Here is a 13,553-nt window from a genome sequence, read left to right as displayed (position 1 = left end):
AACGATGTGAACCAAGGGGGCGCTCCGTAATGCGGCAACTCTCCTTCTCCTGGAAAGTTTACCCTACATCTCGGAAGAGCACCATTCATTCGATACCGTGCCACACCGGGGCAGACGGTAACGTTCCTGTCATCGTCTTTGTCGGCTTAATGTGCGAAGCCCGACGTGCTCGCACGCCCGCGCAGCAAGTCGGTGCGTGACTTACTTCAACGTCACGGCTCCAAGCGACGGGCTCCGAAGCATAAGGGAGGGATCATGACGAGGGAGCAGTCACAATTCCACGATGGGATCGCGTATCGTCCAAGCAAATTCCCCCTCCTGAGCAAGGCAGAGGCGTCAGAACGACAGCCTCTTTTCCCTGACCTCACGACGCGAGTTGATCCCGGATCACCTGGGCAAGCGGTCACTCCTTCCCTGGCATATGCCAGCCGCTCGCTGCACGCCCCCGATGCCCTTGATTGCGGCCGACTTTCCGACTTCGGCTCAACGTTTCTCTCGAGAGAGCAAAAACATGGCGGCTCGGGTATTCCCTTTCAGGGCGGCGACATAAAGACCGGTGAATAGGTTGTCGACCCGAATCTGCTCGACATGCTCAACCGCTTTTCGGAATGAAGGGCACTTAACCATGGTTCGCTTTAGGGTCGTACTACAGATCCCTAGCTGAGACGCGGCCATCGTCCGGCCGAGCCCATCTTTCAGTAAGCGAAGAAACTCGACGCGCTGCTCATGGTTGATACCGCCCGAATCGGGCAACGGACGGAGCGGACCTGGCCGCCATTCCATGTCGTCGCCTTCGTCATTGTTGTACGGCACGATGAACCTCTCGATCGCTTCCGAGAATTGCGGTGATGCAGCCTGACCAAGCTGAAGTGGGAGAGTGAGCGAGGCCGAAACTTCGACATTCCTCTCGGTCGTGTTCCACTCGACGTTTCCCATTGTAAAAGTAGGCCACTTTTTCCATTCGGTCGAAACTTTCGCCCCGGGATTGATGCCTCGACTCATCCGAGCCCGCATAAAAGCCCCAGTTCTGTCGACTCACAGCAACAGACGGCACGTATAAGAAAAGGAGAATAACGACACTGCAGTCGCTCGAAAAGTAATCGAGACGGTGCGACTTCCCTGGGCAAATCCGAAGATATTTCGCCTAATAATCGCGCATTCCACCAATTCCAGCTCCCCCAATTTTTCCCTTAAGCCTTTTTTTCATAAAGACTTAAGACGAGAAATTCGACCGGCCTCATATTTGCAAAGCATTGGGAAAGGGATTCACCCAAGGGTCGTTGGGGACATCACGTTGTCGATGCGTCACGGGGCCGTCACGAGTCTCTTCGGAGACTATGCGATGACTGGTTTCGACGAGATGTTCGTCGGAGCCGGACAAGTACGTCCGCATTACGCCGCGCTGCTGGAGAGTTTGGCGATGCTCGGCCCTGCCGAGCTGGAGCGTCGTCGTCGCGCGGCGGATCTGCTGATGCGGCATCAAGGGATTACCTTCACCGTGTATGGCCGCGACCAAGGGGTAGAACGAATCATCCCCTTCGATCCGGTCCCTCGGTTAATCGCGGACGAGGAGTGGCGTCTGATCGAACGTGGCCTCACTCAGCGGGTTCGTGCCTTGAACCTGTTTGTCCACGACATTTATCACAAGCGGCAAATCCTTCGGGATCAGGTCATTCCGGCCGAGCTCATTCTCGGTGCCTCAAGTTATCGCCGCGAGTGCGTGGGGCTACGTGTTCCTCGAGATATTTATATCCATATTTCTGGCATTGATTTGATTCGCGACGCGAACGGTCAATACCTTGTCTTGGAGGACAATGGCCGCACTCCCTCGGGGGTGAGTTATGTGCTGAAGAACCGGCAGGTCATGAAGCAGGTCTTTCCGTTCCTCTTCGAGCAATACAACGTTCGTCCGAACGATGACTATGCGGCGAACCTGCTTGCGATGCTGCGTTCGATTGCGCCCGAGGGGTGCGATGACCCGATGGTGGTCGTCTTGACGCCCGGGGCACACAACTCGGCTTACTATGAGCACACCTACCTGGCCCGTCAGATGGGCGTCGAACTGGTGGAGGGACGGGACCTCTTTCTCGACAACGGCCAGGTCCTGATGAGGACGATCCGGGGGCCGAAGCGCGTGGACGTGATCTACCGGAGGATCGACGACGATTTTATCGACCCGTTGACCTTCCGCCGCGACAGCCAACTCGGCGTCGCGGGACTCGTCGGCGCTTGCCGAGCCGGTCAAGTCGGGCTTGCGAATGCGATGGGGACGGGGGTTGCCGACGACAAAGGGGTTTACCCGTTCGTCCCCGACATCATTCGCTATTACCTCAAGGAAGACCCGATTCTGGAGAACGTCGAGACCTTTCGCCCCCAGGTCCCCGCCCACCGTCAGCACATTCTGGCGAACCTCAACTCCCTGGTGGTCAAGGCGGTCGACGGGTCCGGGGGCTACGGCATGCTGATCGGCCCCGCGTCGACGGCCGCCCAACGCGAGGAGTTCGCCGCCAAGATCGAGGCGAATCCCCGGGGTTACATCGCTCAGCCGACGATCTCGTTGAGCCAGCACCCAACATTCGTGGGAGATCACCTCGAGGGCCGGCATATCGACCTGAGGCCGTTTGTCCTTTATGGCGAGGAGATCAAGGTCATGGCCGGTGGTCTGACGCGAGTCGCCTTGCCTCGTGGCAGTTTGGTGGTGAATAGCTCGCAAGGGGGCGGCACCAAGGATACCTGGGTCTTGCGGGGCAAACCCCCGGTCCCTAGCCCGGCACCGTCCGACCAAGGAGCGGCCTGAAATGCTAAGCCGGGTGGCCGAGAACCTCTATTGGATCAGCCGCTACGTCGAGCGTGCTGAGAACGTGTCGCGACTCCTCGACGTCGGTTTCCACCTGGAACTCGACGCGACCGGACTGAATGGAGCGGCCGAAGGACCGGGGCCGATCGAGAGTGTCCTGACAATCCTGGCCTGCCGAGAGGCCTTCGAGCGGTCGCACGGCACCAAGGAACGCGAGCGGGACGATGTGCTTCGATTCTTGACCTTCGACCGGCAGAACAGCCACTCCATCATCTCCATGCTCGGCCGTGCCCGTGAGAATGCACGCGGGTCTCAGGAAACGCTGAGCGGGGAGGTCTGGAGCCAGGTCAACAAGCTCTACCTCTACCTCGGCAGCTCCAAGGCGCGGAAGCGATTTTCCACGAGCCCGCCTCGGTTCTATGACACGATCAAGCGGGCCTGCATCCTCTTCGACGGATTGGTCGACGCGACCTTGCCGAGGACTGAGGTTTTCCACTTTCTCCAGTTGGGCCGCTACCTGGAGCGAGTGAATCAGGTGAGCCGGATCCTCAACGTCAAGCTTTTCGGGATGCGCGAGCCGGGTTCGGTCGACGCAGGCGGACTCAGACTGGTCCACTGGTCGAGCCTTTTGCGAAGTTGCTCGGCCTATGAAGCCTACCTTCGTGAGCACCACGAGCAGATCGATCCGGAACGAGTGGTCCGATACCTGGTCCTCAATTCCGACTTCCCCCGCGCCATGCGGTTCTGCGTCGCGCGCTGTTGCGAGTCGCTCCGCGAGATTGCGGGGGGCGACGGGGAAGAATACGGCAGCGAGGCCGAACGCCAACTGGGCCGACTCGACAGCGAACTCCGCTACATGGATGTGGAAGAGATCATTGACGAAGGCCTTTCCCTGTTCCTCACCGAGGTTCAGGATTCCTGCGACCGGATCGGCGAAGAGATCCACCAAGCCTATTTCTTCTCCTGAACCGTGCCGCCGCCGCCCGATCGCACCGATCCCGGGGCGAAACGCCCCCTATTTGCGTTCATCGATCTCTGGGTCCGAGGAACCGCAAGATGCTGCTCCGAATTCGTCATGAAACGAAGCTGACCTACTCCAATCCCGTCTCGGAAACGGTCTTCGAGCTCCGCATGGCTCCACCGTCCAACGACGATCAGACTTCAATGGGATATCACCTCAAGATCAGCCCCCAGACGCCCATCACGTCCTACCGTGACGGGTTTGGGAACCGGGTCGACCTGTTCAATATCACCAGCCCGTACCACGAACTGGTCACTCAGGCGACGAGTTATGTGCGAACCCACCGACGCCCCGGGCTGGAGCGTCTGTCCGGAATTCCCTGGCCACCTCAACCGGGCAATTCCGTGGCGATTGAGGCGTTGGAATATCTCCAGCCAAGCCCGCTCGTCGAGCGCAGTGCCGCGTTAACCGCATTCGTTTCTACGCTGGAAATCCCGAGCGGTACGCTTTTGGACGTTGTTTACGCTGTTATAAACGCCGTGAACGCACGCCTCCAGTATGAGAAGCGAGTGACCTCGGCGCGGACGCCTGTCAGCGAAGCGCTGGAACTGGGGCGTGGCGTCTGCCAGGATTTCGCACACCTCTTCATGGCCGCCTGCCGGGGCATCCATCTACCCGCGCGATACGTCAGTGGTTACGTCAACCACCCGGGGGAGATCGCCACCCACGCATGGTGCCAAGTCTGGGGCAATCCGCAAGTGGGCTGGATCGACGTCGACCCGACTCATTCCTGTGTCGTGGAACATGACCACGTCGTCACCGCTATCGGCCGCGACTACTCCGACGTCCCCCCGAATCGAGGTCTCTGGAAAGGGCAATCGGAGGAGACGATGGCGGTTTCCGTCACCGTTGATCCTGTGGAGCAGGCCACGGTGGAATGGAACGAGTGGTCGCCGCCGCGGCCGCGGGCAATCGGGGGATTCGCCCAGTCCTATTCTCAGTCTCAGTCTCAGCGGCAAGGAATGGTCGGATTCGCGCCCCGGCGGTCGTCGCGGAGCGCTTATCCGAATCAGCGGAGCCCTCATGCGGGGCTTCATCGGCAGCAAGGGGAGCAGCAGCAGCAATAATCCCGGATTGAATCTCAGACCGTGACGATTCGGTTGGCCGCTGCGCGGATCAGTTCGGGCGCGGAAGGCGACAGTTCAGCGGTCTTTACTTCGTCGGTCCAGACGGTGAATGACTCGAGGGTATTCACGCCGAACGAAGTCGTCAGAGCGACATCGACGGCGTCTCGTCCCCGCGCCATCACGATCCGGCCAATTCTGGGAACGTTGTGACGTGCGTCAAACGTATACCACCGACCATCGAGATAGGCCTCAAACCATCCACTGAAATCCATCGGGTCTGGCTGTGGCGGGATCCCGATGTCGCCCAGATAGCCAGTGACGTAGCGAGCCGGGATATTCATGCAGCGGCAGAAGGTCAGGGCGAGGTGGGTGAAATCACGACAAACTCCGGTGCGCTCCACATAAACGTCGTGGGCTGTTTTGGTCGGACGGGCATAGGAATACCCGAATTGGATGTGATGATGGACCCAGTCGCAGATCGCCTGGACTCGCGCCCAACCCAATGGTGCCTTGGCAAAGAGCTGCCAGGCAATCTCCAGGAGCCGGTCCACCTCGCAATAACGGCTTCCCAGCAGGTAGACCAGGACGTCCGCCGGCAACTCTTCGACCGGAAGCTGGCGAGCATTGGGGGCGACGCAATCAGGGGATCCGTCATCCTCCACGATCAGATCATCCTGGAGGACCAATCGCCCTGGTGGGGCGACGATTCGAGTTCCAAGGTTCCCAAAGTCGTCGGTGAACGACTCGATCGGCACCACAGGATCAAGCTGCAGGCCGGCAGCCCTTCGGATCGAGGTGGCCCGTTCTGGCCGAAGCCCGAGCATCAACGTCATTGGACAGGCCGAAGGAATCTGAAAGACCAGCTCGTAGCCAATTCGTATGAGCATGCATTTTTGCCGCCTAAGTACGTCACCCTGGCATGAGGTGAGATCATCAATTGGAATCCTAGAGATCAACATTCTCGTTGTCAATAGTCAATGATCGAGATTTGGATTAGATGACGTAAGGATTCGAGAATAAGGGCCTCGAGGGAACGCGACTCCGCTTGCATGAGCGTCCTTGCTCGTGCTATCACCTGGGCTGGAAACGTGTGAGCGCACAAGAGGGTGGGAAGCGCGAAGCGGGTGGACCTGGTCCTCCTCTGGAATGGTGTGCGAGTCCTGGGTGCCACGGGTGGTACCCCACCCGTGAGCAGAAGCCCGAGTTTATGGCGTACGGGTTGGGTACAACCCGTGGCACCCAGCAGCCTCGGCAAGGTCACGGTCATCCATTTTCCAAATAGAGAATAAGGCCAACCGTGACCAGCAACTCAGGCCGCCGACTCAAGGAAATTTGCGATGACGTATTGTGTGGGGATCAAGACGCGTGAAGGGTTGGTAATGGCATCCGACTCGCGCTCGAACGCCAGTTATGACCAGGTCAATATTTGCCGAAAGATGCATTCGTTCGTCGACCCGGGAGAGCGGGTGTTCGTCCTTTTGACCAGCGGCAGCCTCTCTTGCTCGCAGTCGGTGTTGACCTTGTTGAGGCGAGACTTCGACCAAGGGGCAGGACTGGCGACCGCCGGTTCGCTCTACGACGCTGCACGCATCGTCGGCGACCAGGTGCGTAGGGTCTCGGCCATGGATCGGCAAGCGCTCGAGCAGGACGCTTACAAATTCAACGTCCACATTTTATTGGCCGGCCAGATTCGCGGGCAACCACACGACCTGTACTTGATCTACCCGCAAGGGAACCCCTTGCAAGCGACCGAGGACTCGCCCTTTCTTCAGATTGGCGAGTGCAAATACGGCCGTCCGATCCTCGATCGCGGCGTTCGTTATGATCGCACGACTCTAGAAGACGCTGCGCGCTACGCCTTGATTTCGCTCGACTCGACGATGCGATCCAACGTCACCGTCGGCCCGCCCATCGATCTCTTGGTGTACACGCAGAACGAACTCATGATCAGCCGTCAACGACGGTTCATGGACAAAGACCCCGACCTGCTGGCGATCAACGCCCACTGGGAGCAGGCCCTGCGCAGAGCCGTCCAGGAACTTCCTCCGGTCCGGTTCAACGAGGTCGACACGCGTGACTAATCGCCGAACGGGGCCGGCGGATGCCGCCGGCCCCGTTTCAAGAGGCCGGCGTGAGAACGAAGTCCGCGAATCGTGCGGGGAACGCGCGGGGCGACGCGTTGTTCGCTGAGATTCCGACGCTCAACTTACGAGCGAGGCTGGTGGCGGTGTGATCAACCTTAAGAAAGGTCTTGCCATCGAGCGAGTAGGAGTAGTTGATCGTGTTGCCGCGACGCTCCAGCCGAAGTGTCACCGCACCGTCGCGGACATTCATGGGCTTCTTCGGTTTGCTCAGCTTTCCGTCCTTGCAACTTTCAAGGTACAACCATTGAAGTCGCTCACCCGTGTACGCGGACGCCCGCTCAAACCGAACGTAGTTATCCTTGTCCTGCCAGAGCAAGAGTCCCGCCCCCTGGAACGTGAAGAAGAGACCTTTGAGCGGAACTGTTCCCGGCTGAAGATCACCGAGGATTTTCACTTCAGCGGTAAAGTCTCCCTCGACGTCGGCTAAGGCACGGGGTGCGTCGGCAATGTCTCGCGTTGCGTCAAAAATGTGAGGACCAGCGGCGACCTGGATCGTCACGGTATTGTCCCCCTGCTTCACGACAGAATCCTGCAGTGGATCAATCAGAAGGCCGAGGGGAGGATAGATGGAAAGAGGTTTCTTCTCGACGGCTTCCAGCTTGGTCGGCGTCGGCTCGGGAGACGCCCGGGCGACCACTTTCTTGTCGTCGAGGGTTTCGCGGGCCTCGTTCAGGGGCGTGTTTTGAGACGGCTCTTTGGAGGCCTCGGTTTGGGCGACCGTCTGGCTAGCTAACTTGGGAGCCGTTGCGGCCTCGGGCGTGACCTTCTCATTCTCGGGCGTCGAGGTGGCGGTCACCCCTTCCTTAGCCGCTGCTGTCGAAACGGGTTCGGGTTTGACCACTGCGGGGAGAGGAGGCTCAACGGGCCCAGCACTCGCGTAGAGTTCGGACGCGGCTTGATCTTCGGACCGGTGTCGCTTGTTGGTCGACATCACAGCGAAGAGAAGAAGGCCGTAAAGAAATTCGACCGCGATCAGCCCCATGATGAAGCCGGGCGAGGTGAACAAAGACCCGGGAAGTTGGGTCAAGAGCTGCGGTTTACCTGTGGGTGACCGCCCCACAGTATCCTCATTTGGACTGAGAGATTGCCGTTTTTTCGTGCTCGCTGAACTCGCCACGGCTGGTCAACCCCCTCGAGCGCGCCGGATGGTTTCGAAAATCGGCGAACGCGTCAATGGTCGAGCAAAAGGACCGAGAAATGTCGTGAGAGCCGGAGAAATGTGCAACCACCGTACGTTGTACTGACTCATGCTAAGGGGAACGATTAACCTTTGTCAATCCTACCTTATCCCCCTCGGTTGTGTATGATGTGATGTGATCGGGACCCGATGTGATTTTCGCCTGGGATTCGCTCAACCAGGGGCTGCCCGGGAGCATCCTCATTTTGGCCGATAATCCGTTGCTCCGGAACAGACGGCGGCAATCAAGATCATGTTACTTTGCCGAAACTTCATGGTCGCGGCTTTTTTTGCTGGCTTATTGTCTAACTAGACTCCATTGATCTAATATGAATCGGCTGATGGCTTCACCCAAGGACGGTGATCGTGACGGAGGGATTCCGAAGTCGATGAAAAGAGGCCTGGGCATGGTCGATTTCTCGGTCTTGCCCCGAGGGAACTTGCCCCATGGCACTCAGAAACAATTCCTCGCCGCTCCCCGATGATCCACTGGGCTTGATTGGTTCGCGGGGCATCGAAGACTGGACGAATGCCACAGCCAGCGAGGCCGCCCGACGAGCCTCACTCACTCGCGGATCGCACGGAAGGAGACGGCTGGTTGATCCGACGACCTGCGATCGGAACTACACGTCCGCCGAGATCGAATTCATGCTGGCCATGCAGAATTACAAGCGGGATAGCGGTCGATTGTATCCGACCTGGAGCGAAGTGCTGGGCGTCCTTCAGGGGTTGGGCTACCACAAGTCGGAGGACGATACGCTCGAGGCTCGAGATCGATGAACTCCTGATTCCCACCGGTGGCAAGTCACTTTCCACCTTGCATCCTGAAGATCCGGATTGACGCTCCAGGACAGGTTGAGTATCGTCCCCATCGTCCTGGGGCTGGCCACGAGAGCGGGCCGAATCAGGTCGATCGCATGCGGCCGATCTCTCGGTTTCCCGAGCCAGATCTTCGTTCTCGATACAACTTTTGATGCTCTTCATGACGCCTCGGTCGGGCGCTTGACCGAACGCAATCGAGACAACGCTCGCTGGCGACCACCCTCCGGATGCGCACCGGAGGGTTTTTTCACTTCAAACTGATTCCGAACCCAATCCCAATTGACCAGTCGGGCTTTGACATCAAGTCAATCGTGTCCAGCGTCCGTTCGCAACCAACATATTGGATTAAATACGACATCTTGCTGATTACACCCACATCAACAAATCCAAACTAATTCCAAGCGAGTTGATATTGAAGGGTTAAGTAGGGAAGGACAGTTCATCGGCAACCGAGGCAGGACGCCCCATAAACGACTACCCGGCCTGAGAGACGCTTGGGTGAAGCGGCCCTAGGTCGGGTAGATAACGAGCACGAAAGTCAAGATATCCGGACATGCTTCAGGCAGGGGAGGTCGCTCGGAGACGGCGACGAAGCCCAAGGCCCGCGAAAGTCGTCAGGAACAGGGCAATGGTCGTGGGCTCAGGCACGGGGACAGTGCGAAGGTGAGCCTCAGCCGTGGTGACACCTTGGTTCGTTGTCGACGGAACGAGAAAAATGTCTGTGACGGGAAGAGTGAGCACGTTCGCGAATTCGCCGGTCAGGAAGGGGATTTCGCCGACGGGATTAAACGTGGCCCGGACCGTCGACTGATTCGCGCCGGAGATTTTGCCGTTGAGTACGCCACTGATGACGATCGGGGTACCGTTGGGAACGGGGACACTACCATCAACTTCGTTCGCGATCAGCGTGATGCTGAACGGCGTATTCGTATAGGTGGTCGAATCGCCCGTGGGGAGTGCGGCAACCTGAAAGTCACCCAGACTGAAAAATGACGGAGAGTCAAAAGACGCGTCCGTCAGGCTCTTGAACGAGATCACGCCCGAGCCCGACACGCCACTGGACTCAACGGTTCCGCTGGTGCTGTAAGTGACCAGGGTGCTCGCCGAAACGTTGGCACCAGCCAAGAACGTCAGGCTCAAGGCAAGCGCAAGCTTCGAAACACCGCTCCATCTGCGTACCATCCGCATTGTCATCCTCCTGAAGTTGAATGGCGCGATCCTAGAAGTAACGTCAGCTTCTCAGTGGTACTGTCGTGGGCCTCAAAGATGACGTCGAGCGGGCCGGAAGATACTCAACATCACCATCCCTGTAAACCTCGATTTTACGGTTTCTAGGATTTTGTTCTGGATTTTTCTCGACGATTTGCCGACGAGTTTGCTCGGACTCGCCACCCAGCATCAACCGCAAATCTCTCGAACTACTTCAATGAGCCGCGCGATTTCCCGCGGCTCGGTGTAGCAGGCGCATCCCACTCGCACGAGCCCGTCGCGCGACTGGCCAATCCGCTCGAAAAGTGTTTTCGCGTAGAAGTTTCCGTGAGACACGAAGAGCCCTTTCTCCGCGAGTTTCCGGGAGACGTCTCGCGCCGGAATGCCCCTGATCGAGAACGAAATTGTTGGGGTGCGCAACGTGGTCGGGTCGGGGCCGAAAAGTTGGACCATCGGGATGGCTGATAATTCTTGCCAGAGGTGACCGATCAGGGTTGCCCCACTGTCGTGAAACGAGTCGAAAACGCTCGTGAGCCGCGCACGACGAGTCGGCCCGACTGCCAACGAAGCCAGAAAGTCGACGGCCGCGGCCGCGCCGGCAATCCCCTCATGATTCTGTGTACCCGTCTCGATACGTTCGGGCGTGGTATTGGGGGCTGGCTCAAGCTTGGGAAGATCGAGCGATTGGAGAAGATCGTTCTTGCCGAACAGCACGCCCACATGCGGCCCATAGAACTTGTAAGCCGAGCATGCGAGGAAGTCGCAATCCCAGGCCCGAACATCGACGAGTCGGTGAGGCGCGTAGTGGACCGCGTCAACGAAGATCAGGGCTCCGACCTCGTGAGCAAGCGCGGCAGCAGCGGCGACGTCGTTGATGGTTCCGAGTGCGTTCGAGGCTGCGCCGATCGCCACAACCTTGGTTCGTCGGTTGATCTTGGACGCCAGATCGGCCCAGTCGAGCTCTCCTGACTCGGGGCGGACGGCGACGGTTTGAAGGGTCACTCCGCGCTCCACGACCAAGGCCTGCCAGGGGGCCACGTTGGCATGGTGGTCGAGTTCGGTCACCACGATCTCGTCACCAGGGCCGAGTCGGCGCCCGATGGCCCGAGCCAGGTGGAAAGTGAGCGTTGTCATGTTCGCGCCGAAGGCGATCTCGGAAGCAGACGCATTCAGGAAGTCGGCCAGGGCCGCCCGCCCCTGGGCAATGACGAAATCGGTCTCCTCACTCGTCGGATAGGCCCAATGAGCATTGGCGTTGTGGTGGAGGAGGTAGTCAGCCACCGCATCCACAACGGCTTGCGGGACCTGCGTTCCTCCAGGGCCGTCGAAGTAGGCCACCGATTGGCTATTCACCCGGCGCTCCAGCGCAGGGAACCGCGACCGGATCTCCTGAAGCGACGCCACGCGATCTGATCGTTCGATGTTGTTGGTCATAGTTGGGTCGCGACTTAGATTTCCACCGGGCCTACTCCTCAGCTTTTCCCGACCATAGACTCCCCCATGAGCCTTCGTCAATCCAGTTCTCCCAAACCGTGCTCCCGACCTGAAATCGCTGACTTGACGAGATCGACGAGGTTCGGTTTCTCAGCCCTCGCGGGAATCGCGGCGTGGCGTTATGGTGTCGCAACGCGATCCGGATCAATAGGGCAGGGGGCGCCTCCTAGCCCTACCCGACCTGGCAACGCAACGGCTGGGCTCAAGGCTTCGAATCGCTCGAGAGGTCACCGCATCCTTCGGATCTGGCCGGTGGCTCATCCCCTTCGATCTGCTTCACGGGGTACGTTCTTGATGAGCATGTTCCGATGATTTTAAGACGAAACTTGGGTGCGGGGCCCGTGAGTTTGATCCTCCTTGCGATGACCTTGAGCTCCGTCTTCCCCAACACGGGGTTCCGCTCGCCCCCTCGACATGACGGGGCTGGGTATGCGGTCCTTGGCTGGTCGTTAGCCTCGGGACTTGGGTATCGAGAGGGGAGCCATCCCGCCACGCCTCCTCACACTCACTTTCCTCCGGTGTATCCACTCGTCTTGTCTGGCCTCTATCGAATAGCAGGAGCCTCATTTACCGCGGCCCATGCGCTCTCGGTTGCCTTCACCGTGGCCGCCACCATCGCGTCTTGGTACTGGTTCCGGCGGCTCTATCCTTCCGGGATTGCACTGGCACTCGGATCGGCGCTCGCAGTGAATTGGAGTTGGGGACGAATGGGGGGCGCCATCCAATCGGAGCCACTCTACTGTTTGCTCAGCGTGCTGACATTACTCGTAGCGAGCGGGGCACGAGCGAATAGGCCCCAACAGGGGATCCTGCTCGGCCTCCTGGTGGCGGCGAGCATTCTGACCCGTCACGTCGGCGTGTGCCTTGCCGCGGCTGTCGTACTCGACATGCTGCTGAGGCGGCGTGTGGTCCTTGCGGTTGTCACGCTGGTCACGACCTCGATTTGCTTGGTTCCGTGGCTGGCCTGGCTTCATCGAGTCGGTCATGGTTCGCAGGCGAGTTTATTCGAGTTCGCTGGTTTGCCCTCGCTATTGGGGCGCCAGCTCCTCTTTTATACGCGCCGGATTCCCGACCAACTTCTTGGTCCGTTCGTTGAGATCGCCACCGTCTACGTGAATCGGCCGCTTATTTCGGCCCTGGCCACGAGTGGTGCAATCGCCTTCACGGCGATCGTCGCCTTGGGGTGGTGGCGGACGCTTCACTCAAAGCGGCGACGACTGGCAGGCTTGGTTCCGTCGTGTACGTTGCTCCTGCTCCTGGCCTGGCCGTTCACTGAGGCCGGGCGCTTTCTGATCCCGCTCGTCCCCGTTCTCTTGATCGGTGCGGTCGAGGGAGGTTCCGAACTGTTCCGCCACCTGCGAATCAGGCACCCCCGAAAGTGGGCCGCGTGGTTCCTCCTGATCCTCTCACTGCCATACCCTCTGTATGCGATCGCGACCGGTCGAGCCGAGGCCCAGCGAAGAACGTACCGCGACTTCGACGCCGCCTGCGCCTGGATCGCACACACCGCCCCGACTCCAGGGCCGATTCTGACTCATTACCCAGCGGATCTTTATTGGCAAACGGGACGTAGGGCGCTGGAGACAAGTACAGAAGATCCGGATTCGATCGATCGACTGATCGATCAATATGGGGTTGCCTACTTGCTCATTGACGAGAATCCCTTCACCAACGCAGGTGCGGATCCTCTCAGTCGCTTTGTCGCCAGTCAGCGCAACCGCGTTCAATTAGCTTGGGGACCGCAAGGAGCCGTTTCCGTGTATAGGGTGATCGCGCCGGCGCGTCCCTGATCGTCGGCTCACGTGAACCAGAACCAGTCTTT

General features: G+C 59.1%; 11 protein-coding genes. 6 read left to right on the top strand and 5 right to left on the bottom strand.

The annotated features are described in order from the left end of the window. Nucleotides 1-483: 483 nt before the first annotated feature. A complete protein-coding gene (locus V5E97_RS16725) occupies nucleotides 484-813 on the bottom strand; it encodes a hypothetical protein (protein ID WP_406700433.1) in 330 nt (109 codons plus the stop codon). Between the two features lie 487 nt (nucleotides 814-1,300). On the opposite strand from V5E97_RS16725, the gene V5E97_RS16720 reads away from it, so the two are divergent. From V5E97_RS16720 to V5E97_RS16710, 3 genes are all read left to right on the top strand, one after another. Continuing rightward, entirely contained in the window at nucleotides 1,301-2,797 is a 1,497-nt protein-coding gene (locus V5E97_RS16720; RefSeq protein WP_406701173.1) for a circularly permuted type 2 ATP-grasp protein, read from the top strand. 1 nt (nucleotide 2,798) lies between these two features. After that, nucleotides 2,799-3,764: an alpha-E domain-containing protein gene (locus V5E97_RS16715; protein WP_406700432.1), complete on the top strand. Its 966-nt coding sequence runs from the start codon at nucleotides 2,799-2,801 to the stop codon at nucleotides 3,762-3,764. Between the two features lie 89 nt (nucleotides 3,765-3,853). Further along, entirely contained in the window at nucleotides 3,854-4,885 is a 1,032-nt protein-coding gene (locus V5E97_RS16710; protein WP_406700431.1) for a transglutaminase family protein, read from the top strand. 14 nt (nucleotides 4,886-4,899) lie between these two features. Here V5E97_RS16710 and V5E97_RS16705 read toward each other — a convergent pair whose 3' ends face one another. After that, the gene (locus V5E97_RS16705; protein WP_406700430.1) at nucleotides 4,900-5,772 is read right to left on the bottom strand and encodes a transglutaminase-like domain-containing protein; all 873 of its coding nucleotides are present in this window, start codon (nucleotides 5,770-5,772) and stop codon (nucleotides 4,900-4,902) included. Nucleotides 5,773-6,222: 450 nt separating this feature from the next. Here V5E97_RS16705 and V5E97_RS16700 point away from each other — a divergent pair, with 450 nt between their 5' ends. Then, nucleotides 6,223-6,966, top strand: coding sequence for a proteasome-type protease (locus tag V5E97_RS16700; protein ID WP_406700429.1), 744 nt, complete (start codon nucleotides 6,223-6,225; stop codon nucleotides 6,964-6,966). Nucleotides 6,967-7,003: 37 nt separating this feature from the next. Here V5E97_RS16700 and V5E97_RS16695 read toward each other — a convergent pair whose 3' ends face one another. Continuing rightward, entirely contained in the window at nucleotides 7,004-8,089 is a 1,086-nt protein-coding gene (locus V5E97_RS16695; RefSeq protein ID WP_406700428.1) for a DUF1349 domain-containing protein, read from the bottom strand. 564 nt (nucleotides 8,090-8,653) lie between these two features. On the opposite strand from V5E97_RS16695, the gene V5E97_RS16690 reads away from it, so the two are divergent. Further along, complete coding sequence (locus tag V5E97_RS16690; protein WP_406700427.1) at nucleotides 8,654-8,986, top strand: hypothetical protein; 333 nt, start codon at nucleotides 8,654-8,656, stop codon at nucleotides 8,984-8,986. Nucleotides 8,987-9,586: 600 nt separating this feature from the next. On the opposite strand, the gene V5E97_RS16685 is transcribed toward V5E97_RS16690, so the two are convergent. Beyond that, complete coding sequence (locus tag V5E97_RS16685) at nucleotides 9,587-10,216, bottom strand: PEP-CTERM sorting domain-containing protein (RefSeq protein WP_406700426.1); 630 nt, start codon at nucleotides 10,214-10,216, stop codon at nucleotides 9,587-9,589. A 210-nt stretch (nucleotides 10,217-10,426) separates the two neighbouring features. Next, nucleotides 10,427-11,641: a cysteine desulfurase-like protein gene (locus tag V5E97_RS16680; RefSeq protein WP_406700425.1), complete on the bottom strand. Its 1,215-nt coding sequence runs from the start codon at nucleotides 11,639-11,641 to the stop codon at nucleotides 10,427-10,429. A gap of 431 nt (nucleotides 11,642-12,072) precedes the next feature. Between V5E97_RS16680 and V5E97_RS16675 the strand changes: the two genes are divergently transcribed. Continuing rightward, nucleotides 12,073-13,521, top strand: coding sequence for an ArnT family glycosyltransferase (locus V5E97_RS16675; RefSeq protein WP_406700424.1), 1,449 nt, complete (start codon nucleotides 12,073-12,075; stop codon nucleotides 13,519-13,521). Nucleotides 13,522-13,553: the final 32 nt, after the last annotated feature.

Origin of the sequence: Singulisphaera photorubra, from assembly GCF_045290345.1 — a bacterium.
Taxonomy (GTDB): Bacteria; Planctomycetota; Planctomycetia; order Isosphaerales; family Isosphaeraceae; genus Singulisphaera.
The sequence above is the reverse complement of the archived record's forward strand: the minus strand, read 5'-3'. Positions and strand labels throughout refer to the sequence as shown.

Coding starts and splice junctions, on each gene's coding strand:
- V5E97_RS16705 (WP_406700430.1), bottom strand. CDS start 5,772: ATGCTCATACGAATTGGCTACGAGCTGGTCTTTCAGATTCCTTCGGCC.
- V5E97_RS16685 (WP_406700426.1), bottom strand. CDS start 10,216: ATGCGGATGGTACGCAGATGGAGCGGTGTTTCGAAGCTTGCGCTTGCC.
- V5E97_RS16700 (WP_406700429.1), top strand. CDS start 6,223: ATGACGTATTGTGTGGGGATCAAGACGCGTGAAGGGTTGGTAATGGCA.
- V5E97_RS16720 (WP_406701173.1), top strand. CDS start 1,301: ATGCGTCACGGGGCCGTCACGAGTCTCTTCGGAGACTATGCGATGACT.
- V5E97_RS16690 (WP_406700427.1), top strand. CDS start 8,654: ATGGCACTCAGAAACAATTCCTCGCCGCTCCCCGATGATCCACTGGGC.
- V5E97_RS16715 (WP_406700432.1), top strand. CDS start 2,799: ATGCTAAGCCGGGTGGCCGAGAACCTCTATTGGATCAGCCGCTACGTC.
- V5E97_RS16710 (WP_406700431.1), top strand. CDS start 3,854: ATGCTGCTCCGAATTCGTCATGAAACGAAGCTGACCTACTCCAATCCC.